This is a genomic window from Streptomyces sp. NPDC086777, from assembly GCF_040702065.1.
Lineage (GTDB): Bacteria > Actinomycetota > Actinomycetes > Streptomycetales > Streptomycetaceae > Streptomyces.
In genome coordinates this window covers 1-23,373 of sequence record NZ_JBFBJI010000031.1, presented here as the reverse complement: position 1 = coordinate 23,373, position 23,373 = coordinate 1, and the positions used below count along the sequence as shown (strand labels likewise).

20 protein-coding genes and 1 pseudogene are annotated in these 23,373 nt (G+C 73.5%); 5 read left to right on the top strand and 16 right to left on the bottom strand.

Annotation, left to right across the window (positions count from 1 at the left end; genetic code table 11):
- The first annotated feature begins 68 nt into the window (after positions 1–68).
- Complete coding sequence (locus tag AB0472_RS33785; protein ID WP_366362184.1) at positions 69–1,247, top strand: PQQ-dependent sugar dehydrogenase; 1,179 nt, start codon at positions 69–71, stop codon at positions 1,245–1,247.
- A gap of 19 nt (positions 1,248–1,266) precedes the next feature.
- Here the strand turns inward: AB0472_RS33785 and AB0472_RS33780 are convergent, their stop codons facing one another.
- The 6 genes from AB0472_RS33780 to AB0472_RS33755 form a co-directional block, all read right to left on the bottom strand.
- The gene (locus tag AB0472_RS33780; protein ID WP_366362182.1) at positions 1,267–1,512 is read right to left on the bottom strand and encodes a DUF6191 domain-containing protein; all 246 of its coding nucleotides are present in this window, start codon (positions 1,510–1,512) and stop codon (positions 1,267–1,269) included.
- A 21-nt stretch (positions 1,513–1,533) separates the two neighbouring features.
- On the bottom strand, positions 1,534–4,569 hold the full coding sequence (locus AB0472_RS33775) for an AAA family ATPase (RefSeq protein WP_366362180.1): 3,036 nt from the start codon (positions 4,567–4,569) through the stop codon (positions 1,534–1,536).
- 161 nt (positions 4,570–4,730) lie between these two features.
- The gene (locus AB0472_RS33770) at positions 4,731–4,943 is read right to left on the bottom strand and encodes a hypothetical protein (RefSeq protein WP_366362178.1); all 213 of its coding nucleotides are present in this window, start codon (positions 4,941–4,943) and stop codon (positions 4,731–4,733) included.
- A 210-nt stretch (positions 4,944–5,153) separates the two neighbouring features.
- Positions 5,154–5,849 (bottom strand): hypothetical protein, encoded by a 696-nt coding sequence (locus tag AB0472_RS33765; RefSeq protein WP_366362176.1) that lies wholly within the window; start codon positions 5,847–5,849, stop codon positions 5,154–5,156.
- Between the two features lie 35 nt (positions 5,850–5,884).
- Entirely contained in the window at positions 5,885–6,457 is a 573-nt protein-coding gene (locus AB0472_RS33760) for a GNAT family protein (RefSeq protein ID WP_366362174.1), read from the bottom strand.
- Positions 6,458–6,551: 94 nt separating this feature from the next.
- Positions 6,552–6,905, bottom strand: a complete 354-nt coding sequence (locus AB0472_RS33755) for a hypothetical protein (RefSeq protein WP_366362173.1) — start codon at positions 6,903–6,905, stop codon at positions 6,552–6,554.
- Positions 6,906–7,091: 186 nt separating this feature from the next.
- Here AB0472_RS33755 and AB0472_RS33750 point away from each other — a divergent pair, with 186 nt between their 5' ends.
- Positions 7,092–7,901, top strand: coding sequence for a methyltransferase domain-containing protein (locus AB0472_RS33750; protein ID WP_366362172.1), 810 nt, complete (start codon positions 7,092–7,094; stop codon positions 7,899–7,901).
- Between the two features lie 57 nt (positions 7,902–7,958).
- Here AB0472_RS33750 and gatB read toward each other — a convergent pair whose 3' ends face one another.
- The 6 genes from gatB to AB0472_RS33720 all read right to left on the bottom strand — a co-directional run bounded on the left by gatB (position 7,959) and on the right by AB0472_RS33720 (position 12,500).
- Positions 7,959–9,473, bottom strand: a complete 1,515-nt coding sequence (gatB, locus tag AB0472_RS33745; RefSeq protein WP_366362170.1) for an Asp-tRNA(Asn)/Glu-tRNA(Gln) amidotransferase subunit GatB — start codon at positions 9,471–9,473, stop codon at positions 7,959–7,961.
- 15 nt (positions 9,474–9,488) lie between these two features.
- Positions 9,489–9,731 carry a hypothetical protein gene (locus AB0472_RS33740; protein ID WP_089098594.1) on the bottom strand — a complete coding sequence of 81 codons (243 nt, stop codon included), beginning with the start codon at positions 9,729–9,731 and terminating at the stop codon, positions 9,489–9,491.
- A complete protein-coding gene (gatA, locus tag AB0472_RS33735; protein WP_366362168.1) occupies positions 9,728–11,221 on the bottom strand; it encodes an Asp-tRNA(Asn)/Glu-tRNA(Gln) amidotransferase subunit GatA in 1,494 nt (497 codons plus the stop codon). Before gatA ends, AB0472_RS33740 begins: the two co-directional genes overlap by 4 nt.
- Before the next feature lie 6 nt (positions 11,222–11,227).
- Entirely contained in the window at positions 11,228–11,524 is a 297-nt protein-coding gene (gene gatC / locus AB0472_RS33730) for an Asp-tRNA(Asn)/Glu-tRNA(Gln) amidotransferase subunit GatC (protein ID WP_293990396.1), read from the bottom strand.
- Positions 11,525–11,601: 77 nt separating this feature from the next.
- A complete protein-coding gene (locus AB0472_RS33725; protein WP_366362166.1) occupies positions 11,602–12,093 on the bottom strand; it encodes a cupin domain-containing protein in 492 nt (163 codons plus the stop codon).
- Between the two features lie 35 nt (positions 12,094–12,128).
- Positions 12,129–12,500 (bottom strand): DUF4267 domain-containing protein, encoded by a 372-nt coding sequence (locus AB0472_RS33720; protein ID WP_366362164.1) that lies wholly within the window; start codon positions 12,498–12,500, stop codon positions 12,129–12,131.
- A 96-nt stretch (positions 12,501–12,596) separates the two neighbouring features.
- On the opposite strand from AB0472_RS33720, the gene AB0472_RS33715 reads away from it, so the two are divergent.
- Positions 12,597–13,175, top strand: coding sequence for a TetR/AcrR family transcriptional regulator (locus AB0472_RS33715; protein WP_366362162.1), 579 nt, complete (start codon positions 12,597–12,599; stop codon positions 13,173–13,175).
- Positions 13,176–13,319: 144 nt separating this feature from the next.
- On the opposite strand, the gene AB0472_RS33710 is transcribed toward AB0472_RS33715, so the two are convergent.
- The 4 genes from AB0472_RS33710 to AB0472_RS33695 form a co-directional block, all read right to left on the bottom strand.
- The gene (locus AB0472_RS33710) at positions 13,320–15,569 is read right to left on the bottom strand and encodes a bifunctional diguanylate cyclase/phosphodiesterase (RefSeq protein ID WP_366362160.1); all 2,250 of its coding nucleotides are present in this window, start codon (positions 15,567–15,569) and stop codon (positions 13,320–13,322) included.
- A 212-nt stretch (positions 15,570–15,781) separates the two neighbouring features.
- On the bottom strand, positions 15,782–17,977 hold the full coding sequence (ligA, locus tag AB0472_RS33705; protein WP_366362158.1) for an NAD-dependent DNA ligase LigA: 2,196 nt from the start codon (positions 17,975–17,977) through the stop codon (positions 15,782–15,784).
- Positions 17,978–17,990: 13 nt separating this feature from the next.
- Positions 17,991–18,992: a methionine synthase gene (locus AB0472_RS33700; protein WP_366362156.1), complete on the bottom strand. Its 1,002-nt coding sequence runs from the start codon at positions 18,990–18,992 to the stop codon at positions 17,991–17,993.
- Between the two features lie 9 nt (positions 18,993–19,001).
- Positions 19,002–21,908 (bottom strand): BTAD domain-containing putative transcriptional regulator, encoded by a 2,907-nt coding sequence (locus AB0472_RS33695; RefSeq protein WP_366362154.1) that lies wholly within the window; start codon positions 21,906–21,908, stop codon positions 19,002–19,004.
- 322 nt (positions 21,909–22,230) lie between these two features.
- On the opposite strand from AB0472_RS33695, the gene AB0472_RS33690 reads away from it, so the two are divergent.
- A complete protein-coding gene (locus tag AB0472_RS33690; protein ID WP_366362152.1) occupies positions 22,231–22,953 on the top strand; it encodes a helix-turn-helix domain-containing protein in 723 nt (240 codons plus the stop codon).
- Between the two features lie 137 nt (positions 22,954–23,090).
- A pseudogene (locus AB0472_RS33685) lies at positions 23,091–23,373 on the top strand (hypothetical protein); the annotation flags it as partial.

Below are 23,373 nucleotides of genomic sequence, written 5' to 3'. Positions count from 1 at the left end.
GGGCGCTGTCAGCAGGGGTTCGTTGTACTAACGTCGGTCGGAGGGGCCTGGGCCGTTTCGGAGGGACTGTGATCGTGCGACGTCGAGCTGTGCCCGCTGTGTTGGTCGCGGCCGGACTCCTGCTGGTGGCGGGGTGTTCCGCCGGGGGCGGTGGCGGGGGCCTGCCCACGCCGTCCTTCGCCGGGGGTTCGTCGGCGAGCGGCTCCGGGGCCTCCGCGTCGGCCCGTGCGTCGGACTCGGCGGCGCCCGCCAAGGGGTCGGTCGAGGTGGTGCGTACCGTCGCCGAGGGGCTGAAGTCACCGTGGGGGCTGGCGCCGTTGCCGGACGGGGCCGGGCTGCTGGTGTCCGACCGGGACGACGGGACGATCAGCAAGGTCGACGAGAAGACCGGGAAGATCACGGAACTGGGGATCGTCTCCGGGGTGTCCGCGGCCGGCGAGGGGGGCCTGCTGGGGATCGCGCTCTCCCCCGGCTTCGCCTCCGACCACATGATCTACGCGTACTTCACGTCGGCCTCCGACAACCGCATCGTCCGCGTGCTCTGGGACCCGAGCAAGCCGGCCAAGGAGCAGCTGGGCGCCCCCGACACGATCTTCAAGGGGATTCCGAAGGGGTTCATCCACAACGGCGGGCGGATCGCCTTCGGCCCGGACGGCATGCTGTACGCGGGGACCGGGGAGAGCGGGCAGCGGGGGCTCGCGCAGGACAGGAAGTCGCTCGGCGGCAAGATCCTGCGGCTGACACCGGAGGGCGACCCCGCCCCCGGCAACCCGTTCCCGGACTCTCCCGTCTACACCTACGGGCACCGCAACGTGCAGGGCCTCGCCTGGGACGACAGGCAGCGGCTGTTCGCCTCGGAGTTCGGGCAGGACACCTGGGACGAGCTGAACGCGATCAAGCCGGGCGGCGACTACGGCTGGCCGAACGCGGAGGGCAGGTCGTCGGACCCGAAGTACGTCAGTCCGATCGCCCAGTGGCACACCGACGACGCCTCCCCGAGCGGCATCGCCTACGTCGACGGCGTCATCTGGATGGCGGGGCTGAAGGGGCAGCGGCTGTGGCGCATCCCCCTGGACGGCACGACCGCGGCCGCGGCCCCGCAGGCCTTCCTCACCGGCGAGTACGGCCGCCTGCGCACGGTCGTGGCGGCCGGCGGCGACAGGCTGTGGCTGGTGACCAGCAACACCGACGGACGGGGCAAGCCCGAGCCGGGCGACGACCGGATCCTGGAGCTGCGGGTGCGCTAGCCGGCGGGGTCGGCGCAGCTCACCCCTCGCCGTCCTCGGGGTCCGCCGCGTGCTCGTCCCCGGACCCGGCCGCAGAGCCCGGCGCGGACTCCGCCGTCGGGTCCTCCTGCGGAAGCCGTATGACGACCTTGCCGGACGCGAGGTCTATCGGCCCGCGTCCTGGATCCGTGTCCCCCACGTCCTCCCGGGTCAGCTCCAGCCGCTTCTGCTCCTCGTGGGTGTGTTTGCGGCCGGGTGCGAACAGCTCCTCGAACATGTTGAACACGGTGCCTCCTCTGCCGTCCCCTTACCTGGTCGGGTCGAGGGCCTCGGCGGGGAACATCCCCAGTCTGTGGGCCACCGCCGCTGCCTCGCCCCTCCCTGCAACGCCCAGCTTGCCCAGAATGTTCGAGACGTGGACGCTCGCGGTCTTCGGGGAGATGAAGAGCTCCTGCGCTATCTGGCGGTTGGTACGGCCGGCCGAGACCAGGCGCAGGACGTCGCGCTCCCGGCTGGTGAGGCCGAGACTCTCGGCGGGGTCGAGGATCGGGCGGGCGGCGCGGGCGGCGAGGGTGAGGCGGGCGCGCTGGGCGAGGAGGGCGACGGCCTCCGCGAGCGGGCGGGCCCCGAGGTGGTCGGCGACGCTCCCGGCCAGCCGGAGGAGTTCCGTCGCGCGGTCGCGTTCGTCGTCGCCGGTGGCCTCTTCGAGCAGGGCCTGGGCGAGGCGGCGGCGGACCCGGGCGAGGTCGTAGGGGCGGTCCAGGCGCTCGAAGTCGGTGACCACGTCCGACCAGACCGCGGCGGTGCCGGTGCCCCGGGCGCGCTGCAGCTCGGCGCGGGTCCAGCGCTCGTACGCCTGCCACAGGGGTGCGCCGGTGGCGAGCTTGCGGGCGGTCCCGGCGAGCCGGTCGAGCGTCTCGGCGCGGCATTCGGCCCCCGCGGGCAGGGCGCGGGCGTCGGCCTCGGCGGTGGCGGCGGCCAGCAGCAGGGGCCATCCGTAGCGGTGGGTGCCGGGCGGGAAGCCGGCCGCCAGGGCGCGGTCCAGCTCGGCGCGGGCGTCGAGCAGCCTGCCCTCCGCGGCGGCGACCCCGATCGCGATCCGGGCGACCGGCAGCTGTGCCTGGGGCATCGGGTCGTGGGTGCCGTAGTGGGCGCGCGCGATGGCGAGCCGGCGGGCGGCCTCCGCCGTGTCGCCCCGGGCGAGGGCGATATGGGCGAGGTGCAGGGCGCCGGCGCCCCGGGGCTTGGCGCTGGCCGCGGAGCCGAGGGCGCCCGCGGCGGCCTCGGCCGCCTCGTCCCAGCGGCCGATCGCGTACAGCGACTCGGAGAGGTTGCCCCAGACCCATGCCTCGGCGTCGAGCAGGCCGTATCTGCGGGTGAAGGCGATGCCCTCGCGCTGGATCGGCACCGCCTCGCGGGAGCGGCCGACCGACTCCAGCTCGGAGGGGAGGTTCGTGTAGGCGCGGCCCGCGACATGGGCGACGCCTTCCTGGAGCGCGGCGTCCTTGACCCGCTCCAGCTCCGCCAGTCCGTTGTCGACGTCGCCGGCGTCGACCATGAGGGTGCCCAGGGTGACGCGCGCGTTGAGCTCGATCTCGCGGGCGCCCACCATCCGCGCGTACTCCACGGCCCGTTCGGCGGCGGCGAAGGCCTCGGGGCCCGGCTCGTGCAGCATGGACCAGGCGGCGGCGTTGGCCAGCACGTCGGCGTGCACCTCGGACGGCGGCAGGCCACGCACCAGGTCCTGGGCGGTGCCGAGTTCCTGCCGACCGTCGCCGCGGGCGAGTCCCTGGACCAGCCGGGAGCGCTGTACCCAGAACCAGGCGGCGCGCTGCGGGTCGTGCTCGTCCTGGAGGATCCGCAGCGCCTTCTTGGTGATCTTCAGGGCGCGTTCACGCTCCCCGCAGAAACGGCCGGCGACGGCCGCCTCCGCCATCAGGTCGAGATAGCGCAGCGGTGTGGTGGCGGGATCGCAGCCACAGGGAGGGTAGACATCGGTGTAGTCGACGGGGCGCAGGGCCGCGCGGACCTCCTCGGGGGCGGTGTCCCACAGCTCCATCGCCCGCTCCAGGAGCCGCAGTTGTTCGCTGTAGGCGTGCCGGCGGCGGGCCACGACGGAGGCGTCGAGGGCGGCGGGCAGGGCCTTGGCCGCGTCGTGGGCCTGGTACCAGTAGCTGGCCAGGCGGGTCACGCGCGCGTCGGCCGGCACCAGCTGGGGGTCGGCCTCCAGGGCCTCGGCGTAGCGGCGGTTGAGCCGGGAGCGCTCACCGGGCAGCAGGTCGTCGGCGACGGCCTCGCGGACCAGGGAGTGCCGGAAGCGGTAGCCGTCGCCGGCCGGGGTGGCGGTGAGGAGGTTGGCGCCGACCGCGGCCCGCAGCGCCTCGATCAGGTCGTCCTCGGCGAGCTGGGCGACGGCGGCCAGCAGCCGGTACTCGACGGTGGAGCCGCCCTCGGCGACGATCCGGGCGACCCGCTGGGCGCTCTCGGGCAGCGCCTCGACCCGGACCAGGAGCAGGTCGCGCAGCGAGTCGGTGAGCCCGGTGCAGCAGCGCTCGGCGCCGGCCACCGCGAGTTCCTCGACGAAGAAGGCGTTGCCGTCGGAGCGTTCGAAGATGTCGTCGACCTGGGCGGGGTCGGGCTCGGCGGCGAGGATGCCGGCGATCTGGCGGCCGACCTCCTCGCGGGTGAACCGGGCGAGTTCGAGGCGGCGGACGGTGCGCAGCCGGTCGAGTTCGGCGAGCAGGGGGCGCAGCGGGTGGCGGCGGTGGATGTCGTCGGAGCGGTAGGTGGCGAGGACGACGAGCCGGCCGGTGCGCAGGGTGCGCAGCAGGTAGGCGAGGAGGTGGCGGGTGGAGGCGTCGGACCAGTGCAGGTCCTCCAGGGCGACGACCACCGTGCGCTCGGCGGCGACCCGCTCCAGGAGGCGCGCGGTCAGCTCGAAGAGGCGGGCCATGCCCTGTTCGTCGTGGCGGCCGGAGGTGGCCTCGCCGAGCTCGGGCAGCAGCCGGGCCAGCTCGTCCTCCTGGCCGGCGGCGGCCTCGGCGAGCTCGTCGGGCAGGGCGGCCCGCAGCGCCCGGAGCGCGGTGGAGAAGGGGGCGAAGGGCAGCCCGTCGGCGCCGATCTCCACGCAGCCGCCCAGGGCGACGACCGCGCCCTGGCGGCAGGCGGCGGTGGCGAACTCCTCGACCAGCCGGGTCTTGCCGACGCCGGCCTCGCCGCCGAGCAGCAGCGCCTGCGGCTCGGCGGCCCCGGCACGCTCCAGCGCGTCGTTCAGTGCGTCCAACTCGTCGTTGCGGCCTACGAACACGGGACTCACGGACCTGGTTTCCACAGGCCAGAGCATCGCATGGGGCCCGGAGCCCACGGCAGCGGTTTTCCACAGCACCGGTGCGCATGTCGTACCGGTGGACGGCAACGGGGGAAGCCGGTGGCCGACCCCCGTGCGGCCACCGGCTTCCCCGTTCCCGTTCTCCGGGCGGTCTGCGCCGCCCGGCCGTCCCGTGTTCACGCGGCGCGTGGGAGCCGGCGCCGGCCGCGGCGGTCGGTATGCGCCTCCTGCGCCACGGGGGCGTCTCCCGTCGCCGCGGTGTGCCCGGCCGCCCGGGCGTCGCGGCGGGCGGCACGCCGGGAGCGGACGGCCTCGCGCACGAGACGGGCGTCCTCGGCCTGCCGACGCAGTTCGGCGGACCGGATCCGGTGCAGTTCGTACTCGAACATGGTGGTGTCCCTTGTGAGATCGGGTGGTCGGGCTTCGCTTTCCGCGATGCCTCCACCTTCGTCTCCCAGGGGGGTGCGCCACATCGGGAGAGTTCCGCATCTTCGCGGGGCGGCCGGACCCCGGACACGCGTAAGGGGCCTCAGACCGTCCGTAAGGTGCTTACGGACGCCCTAAGGCCCCTTCCGTCCTGGGCCGTCGCGGCCGCCGGCTCAGCCGGTCGACGGCAGTCCGAGGACTGCGTCGGAGTACTTGAGGACGGCGAGCAGCAGGCCGATGACACCGAGCGCGACACCCGCCCAGGCGACCGACTTGATCCACGGCGCCTGCGGCTTGCCGGGGGCCCCGAAGGCGGGCCGGGCCAGCACCACGACGCCGGTGAGCAGCGCGGCCAGTGCGAACAGGCCGGCCCACAGCGCGGTGGTCGCCCACGCATCGCCGTACACCTCCTTGACCTGCTTGGCGACGGTCGCGGTCGACGACGTCTGGAGCTGGCCGACGAGGCTCTCGCGGGCGGCGGCCACCGTCCCGATCCAGCCACCCGTGAGGGAGACCAGGCCGAGCGCGGCGGAGACGACGGCGGCGGCGCCCTGGCCGACCCCGGACGGGCCCTCGGCCTCGGCCGGCTCCGCGGCGAACTCGGCGTCGTCCTCCAGGTCCTCGGCGTCCTCGGCGTCCTCGGCGTCCTCGGCGTCCTCGGCGTCCGCGGCGCTCTCCGCCTTCGGCGCCTTCTCCGCGTCGAGGTCGGTGTCCGCGCCGTCGGCGGCCGCCGCCTCCGGCTCGGTCCCGGCCTCGGTGGCGGACTCCGTCCCGTCGCCGGCGGTCTTGGTGGCGCTCACCTTCTCCTCGTCGGTCGTGGCCTCGGCACCCGTCGTGGCACCGGTCTCGTCAGCTGTCTTGGTTCCCATGTCCGGCACCGTACGGATCCTGTCTGAGAGGCGTCTTAATGATCGTTCGCTGCGGCACGCACGCGCGCTTCACGCCATTCCGGGGCGAGGATCGACCACACCTCCAGGTCGTGCCGTACGCCACCATAGGGGTGCGCCTGACGGTGTACGCCATCGCGGGTCATCCCCAGCCGCCGGGCCACGTTCAGGCTGGGCTCGTTGTCCGAGGCGGCGACCCACTCGATCCGGTGGATGCCGCGCTGGTCGACCGCGAAGTCGAGCAGTACCCGCATCGCGCGGGTGACGAGTCCGCGCCCGGTGCCGGCCGGCTCCAGCCAGCAGCCGACCTCGGCGTTCCCGCGTTCGGCGTCGAAGTTCAGGAAGAGCACCCCGCCGACCAGCGTGCCCTCCAGCCACAGGCCGTGCAGGGAGCCGGTGTCGGCGGCGCGCATGTCGGCGTACCGCTGGAGCATGGCCCGCGCGGCGGGCACGTCCTTCTCCTTGGAGCCGAAGGAGATGAACCGTCCGATGAACTCCCGCCCGCGGTCCAGGTGCGCCAGGAACTCCTCGGCGTGCCAGGGCTCCAGTGGGCGCAGTTCGGCGTCGTCACCCAGGGATATCGCGTACATCGTTCTTCTCCAGTTCCACCGCGTCCTCGGCCGGCACCGCCGAGCCTCTCATGGACGGCGCGGTGGCCGGGCCGCCCGGTGCCGGTCCGGTGCGTCAGTCGAACTGGTCGCCGAGAGCCATGATCATGACCCCGAGGATCATCAGCCAGAGGGCCCAGCGGGTACGGCCGCGGGCCCCCAACACCGCCGCGAACACGCACACGGCGGATCCCGAGCCGTAGGCGGCCGGCACCAGGGCGGCCACTGCGCCGCCCACTCTCATCAGCGCGGCGGTGAGCCCCATCAGGGCCAGCAGCGCCCCGGTCACGGTCGCGGTCCAGCGGGCCCGGCGGGCGTCCTCGTAGAGGTCTTCGTCCTCGTCGTCCGCGGCCTCCGCCCCCGGTGTTCCGGATGTTCCAGATGTTCCGGATGTCCCGGTGTCGGACTCGGACTCGGCGTGTGCGGTCATGGCGGGCGAGCGTACTGCCCGCACCCGGGGAAATCGGCTGCGCAGCAACGGGACAACTGCTAGCTTCCGCTGGTCAGCCTCCATCGGCCCCTCGCCGACGACCGAAGCGGGTGCATTGTTTGACGGTTCGAATGAGCTCCTACGCATCGCCTTCCACTACGAAGATCACAAGGAGCCCGTTCAGCCATGTCCGACGCCGTCTCTCCCGCACCGTCGAAGGACGCATCCCTCACTGACCGCCTGACCCTCCCCCGCTATCCGCTCAGCAGCACCTACGACCCCCGCTGGGCCGTCGAGAACCAGATGGGCCCGCACGCCCTGTGGCTGCTGGAATGGCTGGCCCCCGCCCTCGGTCTGGACGCCCTGCCCCCCTGCGCGCGCGTGCTCGACCTGGGCTGCGGCCGAGCGATGACCTCGATCTTCCTGGCCAGGGAGTTCCACGCGCAGGTCACCGCCGCCGACCTGTGGATCGGGCCCGACGACAACGCCGGGCGGATCGCCGAGGCCGGGTTCGCCGACCGTGTGCAGCCGGTGCACGTGGAAGCCCACGACCTGCCCTTCGCCGAGGGCAGCTTCGACGCGATCGTCTCGGTCGACGCGTACCAGTACTTCGGCACCGCCGACCTCTACCTGCCCACGCTCACCCGGCTGCTCAAGCCCGGCGGCAGGATCGGGATCGTCGTGCCCGCGGTGCGCGAGGAACTCGACGGCACCGAGCCGCCCGAGCACCTGAAGGCGCACTGGGACCCCGGCTTCTGGGCGTTCCACTCCCCCGGCTGGTGGCACCGGCACTGGACCCGCAGCGGGGCCGTGCAGGTCGAGGCCGCCGACTGGCTGGAGGACGGCTGGCGCGACTGGCTGCTGTGGAGCGAGGTGTGCGCCGCGGAGAGCCCGTACCCGGAGATGGCCCGGATGGCCCGGGAGTCGGTGGAGCTGGTGACGGCGGACCGGGGGCGGCTGCTCGGCTTCGCCCGGATCGTGGGCCGCCGCCTGTGACACGGGTACGGCCCCGGAGGCGCTGCCTCCGGGGCCGTACCAGGTCGTGGCGCCTGCTCAGCCCTCGCTGACGCCCAGCTTCTCCAGGATCAGCTCCTTGACGCGGGCCGCGTCGGCCTGGCCGCGGGTCGCCTTCATGACCGCGCCGACCAGGGCACCGGCCGCGGCCACCTTGCCGCCGCGGATCTTGTCGGCGACGCCCGGGTTGCCGGCGATGGCCTCCTCGACGGCGGCGGTCAGCGCGCCGTCGTCGGAGACGACCTTCAGGCCCCGCTTGTCGACGACCTCGTCCGGGGTGCCCTCGCCCGCGAGGACGCCCTCGATGACCTGGCGGGCCAGCTTGTCGTTCAGGTCACCCTTCGAGACCAGCTCGGTGACCCGGGCGACCTGCGCCGGGGTGATCGCCAGCTCGTCGAGCGAGGTGCCCGACTCGTTGGCGCTGCGCGCCAGTTCGCCCATCCACCACTTGCGGGCGGAGGCCGCGTCGGCCCCGGCGTCGATGGTGGCGACGATCAGGTCGAGCGCGGCGGCGTTGATGATCGCCTGCATCTCCACCGCGGAGACGCCCCACTCGGCGAGCAGCCGGTTGCGGCGGGCCAGCGGCATCTCCGGCAGCGCGGCGCGGATCTCCTCGACCCACTCGCGCGAGGGCGCCACGGGGACCAGGTCGGGCTCCGGGAAGTACCGGTAGTCCTCGGCCTCCTCCTTCACGCGGCCCGAGGTCGTCGACCCGGTGTCCTCGTGGAAGTGCCGGGTCTCCTGGATGATCGTGCCGCCGGAGGACAGCACGGCCGCGTGCCGCATGATCTCGAAGCGGGCCGCGCGCTCCACGGACCGCAGCGAGTTCACGTTCTTGGTCTCGGAGCGGGTGCCGAACTTCGCGGTGCCGTTGGGTCGCAGCGACAGGTTCACGTCGCAGCGCATCTGGCCCATCTCCATGCGGGCCTCGGAGACACCGAGCGCCCGGATGACCTCGCGCAGCTCACGGACGTACGCCCGCGCGACCTCGGGAGCGCGCTCGCCCGCGCCCTCGATCGGCTTGGTGACGATCTCGATGAGCGGGATACCGGCGCGGTTGTAGTCGAGCAGGGAGTGGGACGCGCCGTGGATACGGCCGGTGGCGCCGCCGACGTGCGTCGACTTGCCGGTGTCCTCCTCCATGTGGGCGCGCTCGATCTCCACGCGGAAGGATTCCCCGTCCTCCAGCTGTACGTCGAGGTAACCGTTGAAGGCGATCGGCTCGTCGTACTGGGAGGTCTGGAAGTTCTTCGGCATGTCCGGATAGAAGTAGTTCTTCCGGGCGAAGCGGCACCACTCGGCAATCTCGCAGTTCAGCGCGAGGCCGATCTTGATCGCGGACTCGACGCCGGTCGCGTTGACGACCGGGAGCGCGCCGGGCAGGCCGAGGCAGGTCGGGCAGGTCTGCGAGTTGGGCTCGGCGCCCAGCTCGGTCGAACAGCCGCAGAACATCTTGGTCCTGGTGCCGAGTTCGACATGGACCTCAAGGCCCATGACGGGGTCGTAGGACGCCAGCGCGTCCTCGTACGACACCAGGTCGGTCGTGGTGGTCACGGTGAAACTTCCCTCTCAGCCCAGCAGGACGTCGTCGTCGCCCAGCCGCTTCAGCTCGCGGTACAGCAGGGCGAAACCGGTGACGATCGCGACGGCGGACACGGTGGCGTCGATGAGCCGGAGCGTGTCGTGCTCGGCGCGGGCCTTCTTGATCTGCTTGGCGACACCGACCGCGCCGAAGGCGGTGGTGGCCATGGACAGGTACGTACCGGACTTCGACTTCTTGAAGCCCTTGGCCTTCGACAGTGCGTTGCTCACAGCGACGGTGCCTCCTCCAGGAGCGGGTGCCCCCACCTTTCCACGAAGGCGGCCTCGACGGCGGCGCCGACCTTGTAAAGGCGGTCGTCCTTCAGCGCCGGGGCGATGATCTGCAGACCCACCGGGAGGTTGTCCTCCGGGGCGAGACCGCAGGGCAGCGACATCGCCGCGTTGCCCGCGAGGTTCGTCGGGATGGTGCACAGGTCGGCCAGGTACATGGCCATCGGGTCGTCGGCGCGCTCGCCGATCGCGAAGGCGGTGGTCGGCGTCGTGGGCGACACGATGACGTCCACCTGCTCGAAGGCCTTCTCGAAGTCCCGCGTGATGAGCGTGCGGACCTTCTGGGCGGAGCCGTAGTACGCGTCGTAGTACCCGCTGCTCAGCGCGTAGGTGCCGAGCATGATGCGGCGCTTGACCTCGGGACCGAAGCCCGCCTCACGGGTGAGCGAGGTGACCTCTTCGGCGGAGTGGCCGCCGTCGTCGCCGGTCCGCAGGCCGTAGCGCAGGCCGTCGAAGCGGGCGAGGTTGCTCGAACACTCGCTGGGCGCGATCAGGTAGTACGCCGACAGCGCGAGGTCGAAGGACGGGCAGTCCAGCTCGACGATCTCGGCGCCCAGCTCCTTCAGCAGCGCGACGGACTCGTCGAACCGCTGGATGACGCCGGCCTGGTAGCCCTCGCCGCGGAACTGCTTGACGACGCCGACGCGCATGCCGGCCACGCTGCCGTTGCGGGCGGCCTCGACGACCGGCGGCACGGGCGCGTCGATGGAGGTCGAGTCCATCGGGTCGTGTCCGGCGATGACCTCGTGGAGGAGAGCCGCGTCCAGGACCGTACGGGCACAGGGGCCGCCCTGGTCCAGGGAGCTGGAGAAGGCGACCATGCCGTACCGGGACACCGCGCCGTACGTCGGCTTGACGCCGACCGTGCCGGTGACGGCGGCCGGCTGGCGGATGGACCCGCCGGTGTCGGTGCCGATGGCGAGCGGCGCCTGGAAGGAGGCGAGGGCCGCGGACGAACCGCCACCGGAGCCGCCGGGGATCTTGGTGAGGTCCCAGGGGTTGCCGGTGGGCCCGTACGCGCTGTTCTCGGTGCTGGACCCCATGGCGAACTCGTCCATGTTGGTCTTGCCGAGGATGATCACGTCGGCGGCCTTCAGCCGCTTGGTGAGCGTGGCGTCGTACGGCGGGATCCAGCCTTCGAGGATCTTCGAGCCGACGGTGGTCGGCACGCCCTCGGTGGTGAAGATGTCCTTGAGCGCGAGCGGGACGCCGGCGAGCGGGCCGAGCTTCTCGCCCCGGGCCTTCTTCGCGTCGACGGCACGGGCCTGCGCCAGGGCGCCCTCGCGGTCGACGTGCAGGAAGGCGTGCACCTTCTCGTCGACGGCGTCGATCCGGGCCAGGTGGGCCTCGGTGACCTCGACGGCCGTGAGCTCGCCGGCGGCGATCTTCGCGGCGATCTCGGCGGCGCCGAGCTTGATGATGTCCGTCATGGCTGTCTAGTCCTCCCCCAGGATCTGCGGCACCTTGAAACGCTGCTGCTCCTGGGCCGGGGCGCCGGAGAGCGCCTGCACGGGGGTGAGCGAGGGACGGACCTCGTCCGCGCGCATGACGTTCGTCAGCGGCAGCGGGTGCGAGGTCGGCGGTACGTCTTGGTCGGCGACCTCGCTGACGCGGGCGACCGCGCCGATGATGTCGTCCAGCTGGCCGGCGAAGTGTTCGAGTTCTTCGGGCTTCAGCTCCAGACGCGCCAGCCGGGCGAGGTGGGCGACCTCCTCGCGCGTGATGCCAGGCATGCAGCGTTCCTCTGGGGTGAGTGTGTGTGGTTTGGAGCCAATCCTATGGGGCCGGGCCGGGTAGCCGTTAAACGGTTTCAGTGCCGGGTGTCCCAGGCCTCGCTCCGCAGGTAGTGGTTGTCGTACAGCTCCTGCACCGCAAGGAGGCTCTCCAGGGTGGCCTCACCCAGTCGCAGGCGCTGCAGGTGGCGGAAGTACTCGAAGCGCTCCACGCCGGGTGTGATGACGATCAGGATGTCGGCGGTGCTGCCCGGAACGGCGGCGAAGGCGTGCGGCCTGCCGGGCGGTACGACGACCAGGTCACCGCGTTCGGCGGTGAGGACGTCGTCGCCGGAGAGGACGTCGGCGGCGCCGTCGAGCAGGTAGAACAGCTCGGCGGAGTTGCGGTGCAGGTGCGGCACGGCACCGTCGGCGCCCTCGCCGAGGGTGACGCGCACGGTGGACAGGGCGCCGCCGGTGGCGCTGCTGTCGGCGAGCAGCCGGACGCCGACCGGGTCACCGCCGACGACCTCGGCGTCGGCCTCGCGCACGATCACGGATTCATCGAACTTCGGTACGAACAATGACATTTCCGACCCCCTGGTGATGACGACGTGTCGCCCGGTCAGACGAGGAACAGCAGAGCGGCGCCGATCAGCACGACGATCGCGGTGGCGAAGTGGATCCCGTAGGCGACCGCCTTCGTGCCGCCGTGCCGCAGCACCACCAGCGTGTCGCAGAGCGGCACGAGTGCCACGCAGAGCATGAACCAGGCCTCGGCACGGGCGCCGGCGAAGGCGAGCAGGGCAAGGCCCATGACACCGAAGGTGCCGTCCTTGATGCCCTTGACCGTCAGGTAGGCGCCGGCATCCCCCTCCGGGTCGGCGGGGACGCCGTATCCGGCGGCGGCGGGCCCCGGCTGGAACAGGAACCGGTAGCCGAGGAACAGGCAGAACAGGTCGAGCAGGACGGCGAGCGTGTAGGCGGTGACGGTCATGGTGGCCCCCTGTTGATGTTTTTCTAGCAGCGCTAGGACTGATAGCGAAGCTAGCAGAGCATCGACAGATTGGCTAGCACTGCTAGAATCCGGAGCATGTCGATTCAGAACCGCCGGGAACGCGAACGGGCAGAGCGCGAGCAGCTGATCGTCACGGCAGCGCGGGAACTCGCCGAGACGGAGGGCTGGGACGCGGTGACGACACGTCGCCTGGCCGCCGAGATCGAGTACAGCCAGCCGGTCCTCTACAGCCACTTCAAGGGCAAGGACGCGATCATGGCGGCGGTGGCCGTCCAGGGCTTCGCGGAGATGGCGGCGGAGCTGCGGACGGCCCGTACGGCGGCGAAGGGCACCCGGGAGTCACTGGCGGCGGTGGCGCGGGCCTACACGTCGTTCGGCCGCCGGCGCCCCGCGCTGTACGACGCGATGTTCACCCACCGGGTGGACCTCCCGTTCGCGACCCAGGAGGCGCCCGAGGCCCTGTGGGCGGCATTCGGAGAGCTGGTGCGGGCGGTCGAGCCGATCGCGGTGGGCGACGACGACCCCGGCATCCTGACGGAGACGTTCTGGGCGGGCCTGCACGGCATGGTCACACTGATGCGCAGCGGCCGCCTTCCGGAGGAGGCCCACGAGACGAGACTGGCGCTGCTGGTGGGGCACTTCAGCACCCCATGACCTCTTGGCGCCCCGAGGTTCGCGCCCCCCGAAGGGGGCGGGGAACCGCGCGGGCAACCACAACGCACCCGCAGCCGCCGACGCGACCGCATCCCCACGGCAGACGCTCACCTCTTGGGAAACGGTGTACGGGTGGGTGGGAAACTACTCGGCCGCCGGCAACACGGCCCGCGGCCGCTGCCACCCCCGCGCCCCCCGCGCCAGCAGCCATGCCGTCGTCTCCTCCGGCGGCATCGCCGCGGCCACCAGCCACCCCTGCACGGCGTCACACCCCAGGTCCCGCAGCCGCTCCCACGTCTCGTCGTCCTCCACGCCCTCCGCGACCACCAGCAGCCCCAGCGAATGCGCGAGGTCGACCGTGCAGCGCACGATCTCCGCGTCCTCGTTGTCGACCGCCAGCCGGGCCACGAAGGACCGGTCGATCTTCAGCTCGCTCACCGGCAGCCGCCGCAGGTGCACGAGCGACGAGTACCCGGTGCCGAAGTCGTCGAGCGACATCTTCACGCCGTGCCCGTTCAGCCCCGCCAGGGTGTCGGCGGCCCGCTGCGGGTCCTCCAGCAGCACGTGCTCGGTTATCTCCAGCTGCAGCGCCCCGGCCGGCACCCCGTGCCGCGCCAGCCGCGCCGCCACCAGGCCGGCGAACCCCGGCGTGTGGACGTCGCGCGGCGAGACGTTGACCGCCACCGGCACCCGCAGCCCCTGCGCCCGCCACTCGGCGACCTGCCCGAGCGCGGTCTCCAGCACGTACTCCGTCAGATGGGGCATCAGCCCGGAGGACTCGGCGATCGCTATGAACTCGTCCGGCGGCACCTTCCCGCGCTCCGGGTGGACCCACCGCACCAGCGCCTCGAGACCGGCCACCTGGCCGTCGAAGCGCACCTTCGGCTGGTAGTGCAGCTGCACCTCGTGGGCGTCCAGGGCGCGCCGCAGATCTCCCAGCAGGCCCAGCCGGTCGGGGGTGTTGGAGTCCCGCTTGGACTCGTACACCTCGACGCCGGTACGGTCCCGCTTGGCCTGGTACATCGCCACGTCCGCGCGGCGCAGCAGGCCCTCCGCGTCGAGCGCGTGGTCGGGGAAGACGGCGACCCCGGCGCTGGCCTCCAGGACGAGGGTGAGGCCGTCGAGGTCGAGCGGCGAGGAGAGGGCCGTGACCAGGCCGCGCGCCACCCGGGTGGCCGAGGTCGTGGAGTCGGCGACCGGGAGTAAGACCGCGAACTCGTCGCCGCCGAGCCGGGCCACCTCCGCACCGCGCGGCAGCGCGGCCCGCAGCCGGTCGGCTATCTGCAGGAGCAGCCGGTCACCGGCGAGATGACCGAGCGTGTCGTTGACCGAACGGAACCGGTCGAGGTCGATCAGCATGAGGGCGGAGCGGGCACCGATGCGCTCGGCGTCGTCGAGGGCGGTCCAGATCCGTTCCAGCAGCCACTGCCGGTTGGGCAGCCCGGTCAGCGGGTCGCGCAGCTGTTCCTCGGCGCGGGCCCGGGCTATCCACAGGGTGGAGTCCAGGGCGACCAGCGGGATGGCGAACAGCGGCAGCAGCAGCGGCTGGGCGACGGCGACCACGCAGATCAGCGGGGCGATGCCGAGCAGCGCGACGGCGACCAGGCCCTGCCGCATCAGGGCGGTGCGGGCGACGGTGGGCAGGCCGCCACCGCGGGGTGCGTGCAGGTACCAGAGCAGGGCGCGGGTGACGGCGAGGTAGGCGACCGCGACGAGTACGACCTCGGGAGCGGTGGCCACGCTCCAACTGCCTGGGTTCCAGGGCGACTCGACGGTCGGGACACGTCCGCACACGAGGAGCACCAGCGCGCCGGCGCCGATGCCGAGGATGTCCACGGCGCCGTGCAGGACGCCCTGCCGCCAGCGGTGACGCCTGGCTATGCCGACCAGGACGACGACGGTGAGGCTGACCATGCCGGCCGGCACCCAGCCGTACAGCAGGAGGACGGCGAGGGTGAGGGCGGCGCCGGAGCCGGTGCCGCCCCACCAGCGGGCGCGGCCGAGCAGGACGAGGTGGCCGACGATGATGCCGGTCAGCACGGCCAGCGACCAGCCGACCGTGCCGGACGGGAAGAGGGCGTGACCGTCGGAGAACGCGCGGTAGAACCCCGCACCGAGGACGAACGCGGCGGCCGCGACGGTACCGGCGGGCAGCGCGGGCCAGGACAGATGCCGTTCGTGTTCGGTGCCGACCAGACCGGGCGGCGGCTCGACGGCGGCCAGTGGCAGCGGGTCCCGGGCGTCCGCCGCGGCGCTCGCCGCCGGCATCCCCGGGGTACCGGGCATGCCGGGACGCCGGCCGCCCCGCACCGTCCACCGGCTCCCCCGCCACGCGCACGCCCGGCGGCGCAGCGGCAGCCGCGCGCCCGTGGCGGCGCTCTCGGTCGGTTCCATTCCCGTCCCTCTCACAGCCGGCGGTGCCCACGCCATGCGGTCCGTGCCCTGCCGGAGCACGGGAATGCTCCGACCGAGCTGGGCACGGCAGGTGCACGTCTCAACAGTAGGCCGCAGAAGGCTTCCACGGGCACCGGTCGTAGACGGTTGCCCGATTGCACCCCGGTCACCCGTATGCATCTGATATGCGCCGAACGGGTGGCCTTCAACCGCTACTCCTCGGTCGGAAGGGCGACTTCGGCCGCGGCGTCCGGTCCCTGCTCCAAAAGGACGACAAATCCGTCCTCGTTCAGAACGGGAACCTTCAGCTGCATCGCCTTGTCGTACTTGGATCCGGGGTTGTCACCGACGACCACGAACGCGGTCTTCTTCGACACCGAGCCGGTCACCTTGGCCCCGCGGCTCTGCAGCGCGTCCTTGGCGCCGTCCCGGGTGTAGTGCTCCAGGGTTCCGGTCACGACGACGGTGAGGCCCTCCAGCGGACGCGGTCCCTCGTCCTCTCCGGTGGACTCGTCCTCCAGCGGGACTCCAGCGGCCTTCCACTTTCGGATGATCTCGCGGTGCCACTCCTCGGCGAACCACTCCTTGAGAGCGGTCGCGATGATGCCGCCGACGCCGTCGATGTTCGACAGCTCCTCCTCGGTGGCCTGCTCGATGCGGTCGATGGAGCGGAACTCGCGGGCCAGCGCCTGCGCGGCGACCGGCCCGACGTGCCGGATGGACAGGCCGTTGAGGAAGCGGGCGAGCGGGCGGGTCTTCGCCTCCTCGATCTTCTGGAGCAGCGCGAGGGTGTTCTTCTTGGGCTCGCCCTTCTGGTTGGCGAAGACCGTGACGACCTTCTCCTCGCCCGTCTTCGGGTCGCGCTTGGGCAGCCCGCTGTCCTGGTCGAGGACGTACGCCTTGATGGGCAGCAGCTTCTCGACGGTGAGGTCGAACAGGTCGCCCTCGTCGACCAGCGGCGGGTCGGCGGGCTCCAGCGGCCGGGTGAGCGCGGCCGCCGCGACCCCGCCGAAGTGCTCGATGTCCAGGCACTCACGGCCCGCGAGATAGGACACCCGCTCTCTCAGCTGGGCGGGGCAGGCACGGGCGTTGGGGCAGCGGAGGTCGATGTCGCCCTCCTTCATCGGCCGCAGCGGCGTCCCGCACTCCGGGCACTCGGCCGGCATCACGAACTCCCGCTCGCTGCCGTCGCGCAGGTCGACGACCGGGCCGAGGATCTCCGGAATGACGTCACCGGCCTTGCGCAGCACCACGGTGTCGCCGATCAGCACGCCCTTGGCCTTGACGACCTCCTGGTTGTGCAGGGTGGCGAACTCCACCTCACTGCCGGCCACGGTGACCGGCTCGACCTGCGCGTACGGCGTGACGCGCCCGGTGCGGCCGACGCCCACCTTGATGTCGATCAGCTTGGTGTTGACCTCCTCCGGCGCGTACTTGTACGCGATCGCCCACCGGGGGGCGCGGGCCGTCGAGCCGAGGCGCCCCTGGAGCCGGATCTCGTCCAGCTTCACGACGACGCCGTCGATCTCGTGCTCGACGGAGTGCCGGTTCTCGCCGTAGTAGGCGATGAACTCCCGTACGCCGTCGAGGTCGTCGACCACCCTGTTGTGCGGGGAGGTGGGCAGGCCCCAGGTCTTGAGCAGCTCGTAGGCCTCGGAGAGCCGGTTCAGGCCCTCGAAACCGGCCAGGGCGCCGATGCCGTGGACGACCATGTGCAGCGGGCGGGAGGCGGTGACCCGCGGGTCCTTCTGGCGCAGCGAACCGGCCGCAGCGTTGCGCGGGTTGGCGAACGGCTTGTCCCCGGCCGCGACCAGGCGTTCGTTGAGCTCGGCGAACTTCTCCATCGGGAAGTAGACCTCGCCGCGGATCTCGACCAGGTCGGGGACCCGCTCGCCGTCCAGCCGGTCGGGGATCTCCGCGATCGTACGGACGTTGGGCGTGATGTCCTCGCCGGCCCGGCCGTCGCCGCGGGTCGCCGCGCGGGTGAGGCGGCCGTGCTCGTAGGTGAGGTTGACGGCGAGACCGTCGACCTTCAGCTCGCACAGGAAGTGGTACTCCTGTGCGCCCAGTTCCTTGTGGATCCGCTCGGCCCAGGCCGCGAGGTCGTCGTCGTTGAACGTGTTGTCCAGCGACAGCATCCGCTCGCGGTGCTCGACCGCCGTGAACTCCGTCTCGTACGCCCCGGCGACCTTCTGGGTCGGCGAGTCGGGGGTGCGCAGCTCGGGGTGCTCGTCCTCCAGCGCCTCCAGGCTCTTGAGGAGCTTGTCGAACTCCGCGTCGCTGATGACCGGAGCGTCCTTCACGTAGTACCGGAAGCGGTGCTCCTCGATCTGCTCAGCGAGCCGCGCGTGCTTCTCCCGTGCCTCGGCGGGCACTGCCGTCTCCGCCTGCTGCCTGTCGCCGGCCACCGTGTTCCTCCCGTTACTCTGGGTTGTCCGCGAGTGATCTCGCCGCCCGGACGCAGTGGGCGAGTGCCTCCCGGGCGTACGCGGGGGAAGCGCCCGCCAGCCCGCACGCCGGGGTGACCGTGACGGACTCCGCGAGAAGCCCCGGCCGCAGCCCCAGCCTGCGCCACAGCGTCCTGACACCCATGACGCTACCGGCAGGGTCTGACAATGCCGTGTCCGTGCCCGGCACGACACCGGCGAAGAGCCGGGTGCCCGCCTCCACCGCCTCGCCGATCACGTCGTCGTCACGTTCGGTGAGGAGTGAGAAGTCGAAGGAGACGGCGGCGGCCCCGGCGCGGCGCAGCAGCGCGAAGGGGACGTCCGGGGCGCACGAGTGGACGACGACCGGGCCGTCGGCGTGCACGCCGAGCACGTCGCGCAGGGTGGACTCGACGAGCTGGCGGTCCACCGCGCGGTGGGTGCGGTAGCCGGAGGCGGTCTTCACGTGGCCGCGCAGTACGGCGGTGAGGGACGGCTCGTCGAGCTGGAGGACCAGGCGGGCGCCGGGGATGCGGCGCCGCAGTTCCGCGAGGTGCAGCCGCAGGCCCTCGGCGAGGGAGGCGGCGAGGTCGCGGCTGGCGCCGGGGTCGGAGAGGGCGGACTCGCCGTTGCGCAGCTCCAGGGCGGCGGCCAGCGTCCAGGGCCCGACCGCCTGCACCTTCAGCGGGCCCGCGTACTCCTGGGTGAACTCCTCCAGCGCGTCCAGGTCCTGGCCCAGCCAGGACCTGGCCCGCCGGGTGTCGCGGCCCGGCCGGTCGCCGATCCGCCAGCCGCTGGGCTCCACGCGCGCGTACAGCTCGACGAGCAGGCCCGCAGTGCGGCCGATCATGTCGGCGCCGGGGCCGCGGGCGGGCAGCTCGGGCAGGAAGGGGAAGTCCTCGAAGCTGCCGGTCGCGGTCTTGGCGGCCTCCCGGGCGTCGGTGCCGGGGAGCGAGCCGACGCCTGTGGCGGGGCCGAAGTCGGAGAGTGCGTTCACGTGAGGAGCCTAAGCGGGGTGCGCGGTGCGGCGTGCCGGGGTGCGGTCGCGGATCTTGGTGCGCAGGGCCTCGGCCTCCGGCAGGCCCAGTTCGTCGAAGAGGTCCAGGGCCCGGCTCCAGGCGTCGAGCGCGGGACCGGGCGCGCCGGCCGCCTCGTGGGTGTCGCCGAGATAGGAGAGGCCGACGGCCTCGCTGCGGCGGTCGCCCGTCTTGCGGAAGAGGGCGAGGGCGCGGTCGTAGCACTCCACGGCCGTGGCGTGCCGGCCCAGGTGCCGGTGGATGTAGCCGAGGCTGTCCCAGGTGTGCGCCTGGCCGCTCAGGTCGCCCGTCGCCTGGACGAGCGGCAGCGCCTGCCGGCAGTGCTCCAGCGCCTCGCGCAGCTCGCCGAGTTCGGCCAGGTACCAGCCGATGTCGTTGAGGGCGACCGCCTGGCCGCCGCGGTCGTGCGCGAGCCGGAAGTGCTCAAGGGAGCGGCGCGCGTACTGCAGTGCCTCCCGGGTCGCGCCGTGTGCCCAGGCCATCTTGGCCAGGTTCTGGCAGGTGCGTGCCTGGCCGGGGTGGTTGTCCAGGCGCCGGAAGAGGCCGAGGGCGCGGGTGAGGTGGTGCCGGGCGCCCAGCGCGTCCCGCAGCTGGAAGCGGGCCAGGCCCAGGCCGCGGTGGGCGGCCGCCTGACCGGCCAGGTCGTCGTGGTGCCCGGCCGCGCGCAGGGCGGCGGTGTGGACGTCGGTGAGGGCCTGCCAGTTGCCCTGGCGTTCGAGGAACGTCGTCAGGGTCGCGGCCAGCTGCCAGGTGTGGGCGTCCAGGCCCGGGGCCGGGCGCTCGACGGCCGACAGCAGCACGGGCTGTTCGGCGATCAGCCAGGCCAGCGCCTCGTCGCAGTCGGCCAGCGGGCGCGGCAGCGCGCCGGGTTCGGCCGGTGCGAGGGACATCGGGTGGTGGCGGCGGGTCAGCAGGGCGTCGGCCGCGTACGCGGTGTGCAGGTAGTGGTCGCGGACCCGGCGGCTCGCGGCCCGTACCGCGCGCGCGTCGTCGTGCTCGGCGGCCAGTTCGACGGCGTGCGCGCGCAGCAGGTCGTGGCAGGTGTAGCGGCCCGGGGTGGTCTCGGTCAGCAGGTGGGCCGCGGTCAGTTCGGCCACCTGGGCCCGGACCCGGCCCACGCCCGTGCCCGCCAGCGCGGCCAGCGAGGTCAGGTCGGCGTCGGGGCCGGGATGCAGGCCGAGGAACCGGAAGAGCCGGGCGGCCGCCGGGCCGAGGGTGCGGTACGACCAGTCGAAGACCGTCCGGACCGCGGTGGCCGGGTCGCCGGTGTCCAGGGGGTCCAGGATCCGCTCGGCGGTGCGCAGTTCCTCGGCGGAGCCGGCGAGGGGCGCGTCGGGACGGGCGGCGGCGCGGGCGGCGACGACCGCGAGGGCGAGCGGCAGCCCGGCGCACCGGACGACGATCTCGTCGACCGCGGCGGCCTCGGCGGCCACCCGGGCGGCGCCCAGCCGGGCGGCGAGCAGTTCGCGGCTCTCCTCGGCACCGAGCAGGCCGAGGGCGAGCAGCCGGGCGCCCTCCGCGGCGGCGAGTCCGGTCAGCGGGGCGCGGCTGGTCACCAGGGCCAGGCAGCCCGCCGCACCGGGCAGCAGCGGCCGTACCTGGTCGGCGTTCCTGGCGTTGTCGAGGACCACCAGGACCCGGCGGCCGGACAGCAGGCTGCGGTACAGGCCGACCTGGGCGTCGGGCGACTCCGGCACCCGGGCGGCGGGCACCCCGAGCGCCTCCAGGAACCCGCGCAGGGCGCGGTCCGCGGGCAGCGGCGCGCCGCTGGGGTCGTAGCCGCGCAGGTTCACGTACAACTGCCCGTCGGGGAAGGCCGGGCGCGCCTGCCGGGCCCAGTGGACGGCGAGTGCGGTCTTGCCGACGCCGCCCATGCCCGACAGGGCGGACACGCCGGCCGCGGCCGGCTGTCGTCCGAGGTCCGCCAGCAGCCCGTCCAGGAGGGCGAGTTCGTCGACGCGACCGGTGAAACCGGCTGCGCTCGGCGGGAGTTGGGCGGGCGCGGTGTACGGGGTGCCGGCGCGGGTCCCGGGGGCGGTCCGGGGTCCGACCGGGGCGGCGGGCGGTGGTTGCGGCGCGCGGTGCCCGGCCGCGTCCCGGCCGGCGGGAGGGGCGGGGGCCGGCCGTACGGCCGCGGGGGGCGCCGGGTGCGCGCCGCCGGGGGCGGTGGGGTGGTCCCGGAGAATCCGCTGGTGCAGTTCCCAGAGCCGACGGCCGGGTTCCGTGCCGAGCTCCTCCACCAGGCGGCTGCGGGTCTGGGCGTAGCAGCGCAGCGCCTCGCCGCTGTCGCCGGCCGCGTGCAGGGCCCGCATGAGGGCCTCCGCCAGGGGTTCCGTCAGCGGGTACTCGCCGAGCAGGTCCGTCAACCGGCCGACCACGGCGGCCGGGTCGCCGCTGTCGATCTCGATGTCCGCGAGCCGTACGGCGGCGTCCACGCGCTGCCGCCGCCAGGTCTCGCGCATCCGGGCGGGCCAGGTCCCGGGCAGTCCCGCGAACGGCTCGCCGCGCCACAGGGCGAGGGCCTCGCGCAGGTGAGCGGCACGGGTGCGGGCGGGCAGCGTGTCGTCGCGGGCGGTCGCGGCCAGGCGCTGGAAGCGGTGCAGGTCGACACGGTCGGGGTCGAGGTCGAGCTGGTAGCCGCCGGCGCGCCGCAGCACCGGTAATCGTCCCGCGCCGCTGTCGTCGAGGCGCTCGGCCAGCCGCCGGATGCGGGCGACGTGCGCGTACAGGGCGCGGCGGGCACCCTCGGGCGGATCGGCGCCCCAGACCCGGTCGACGAGCGCCTCCACCGGGACGGGCCGGCCGACGTCCACGGCCAACGCGGCCAGTACCGCCCGGCGTTGGGGCGGCCCGAGATCGACCGGCGCCTCGCGCACGAGCACTTCCACCGGTCCCGACAGACACAACCGCAGCATTGCGCCCACCCCCCGTCCGCCCCGATTTCACAGTCTCCTCACATCGGTGGGCTGGGCGACAACCTTTCGGCAAAGAATCGGCCCATGCGCGCAACCCACCCTGGTCCGGGCGGTGCCGTGCCGGTTCGTCGGCGTGTCGCGCCCGCCACCGCACCCCGTCCGGTACCGGACGGGGCCCACACGTGACCACGGGGGTAGACACGTGCACCGATCGGAGACGGCGGCCACGGCCGCCCCGGAACCGCCACGGAACGGGCCGCCACGGAACGGGCCGCCACGGACGGTGTCCCCGGCCGGCCCCGGCGGGCCGCTGTCCGGTGCGGCCGGGCGCGGGGTCCTGGAAGGGGCCTTCGCGTTGCTGCACGCCGTGCAGGAGGAGCAGGACGCCGGGGTGACCGCGCTGGCCGAGGTGTGCGGCCTGCCCAAGACGACCGCGTACCGGCTGCTGGACCAACTGGCGGAGCTGGGCGCCGTGGAACGCAGTGCGGGCCGTTACCGCATCGGGCCGGGCATGTTCCGGCTGGGCCACGGCTGGCAGCCGTACCCGGGGCTGCGGCCGGCCGCCCGGCGGCCGCTGCGGCGGCTGGCGGCCGTCACCGGGGCGACGGCGGCCCTCGCCGTGCTGCACCGCGGTCAGACGCTGGTGCTGGACTGGACGCCGCCCGCGGACGCGGCGTGCCCGCTGCCCGACGACCGGCCGGTCTGGCCCTGGTACACGGCGGCCGGGAAGGTCCTGGCCGCCTGGTCCCGACCCGGTCCGGCACCCGGCCCGCCGCGCCGGGCCTGGCCGGACGAGGCCGCGCGGATCCGCGCGGCCGGGGCCGCCTACGACCGCGAGGAGGTGCTGGCGGGGGTGTGCTGCGCCGCCGTCCCGGTGACCGCGGCGGACGGGGTCCCGGTGGCGGCGCTGTGCGTGCTGACCGCCCCCGGCCACCACCTGGAGCGCCTGGCCGACACGGCCCGCCGTGCGGCGTCGGCCGTCACGGCCGGGCTCGGCCGCCGCTGACCCGCGCCGGGCGTCCCGTCCGCCGGGCCCGTTCCGCTCAGCGGCACGGCGGACGACAGGCCGTGGCCCGCCGCGCAGTCTGGGTCCGGCATCGCGGACCGGCTCCGCGGCCCCGCCACCGCCCAGGAAGGACACCCATGACGCCGTCGCCGCAACGCCCCGCACCAGGTGACGAACTGGCGCTGCTGAAGGCGGAGTTCGAGGCCAGGTCCGGGGCCGGCTCCGGGGCCGGGGCCAGGGCCGGGTCCGAGGCCAAGGCCGGGTCCGGGGCCGGGTCCGGGGCCGGGGCCAGATCCGGGGCCAAGGCCGGGTCCGGGGCCGGGTCCGGGGCCGGGGCCAGGGCCGGGTCCGGGGCCAGATCCGGGGCCGAGGCCGAGGCCGGGTCCGAGGCCAAAGCCGGGTCCAGGGCCCGGTCCGAGG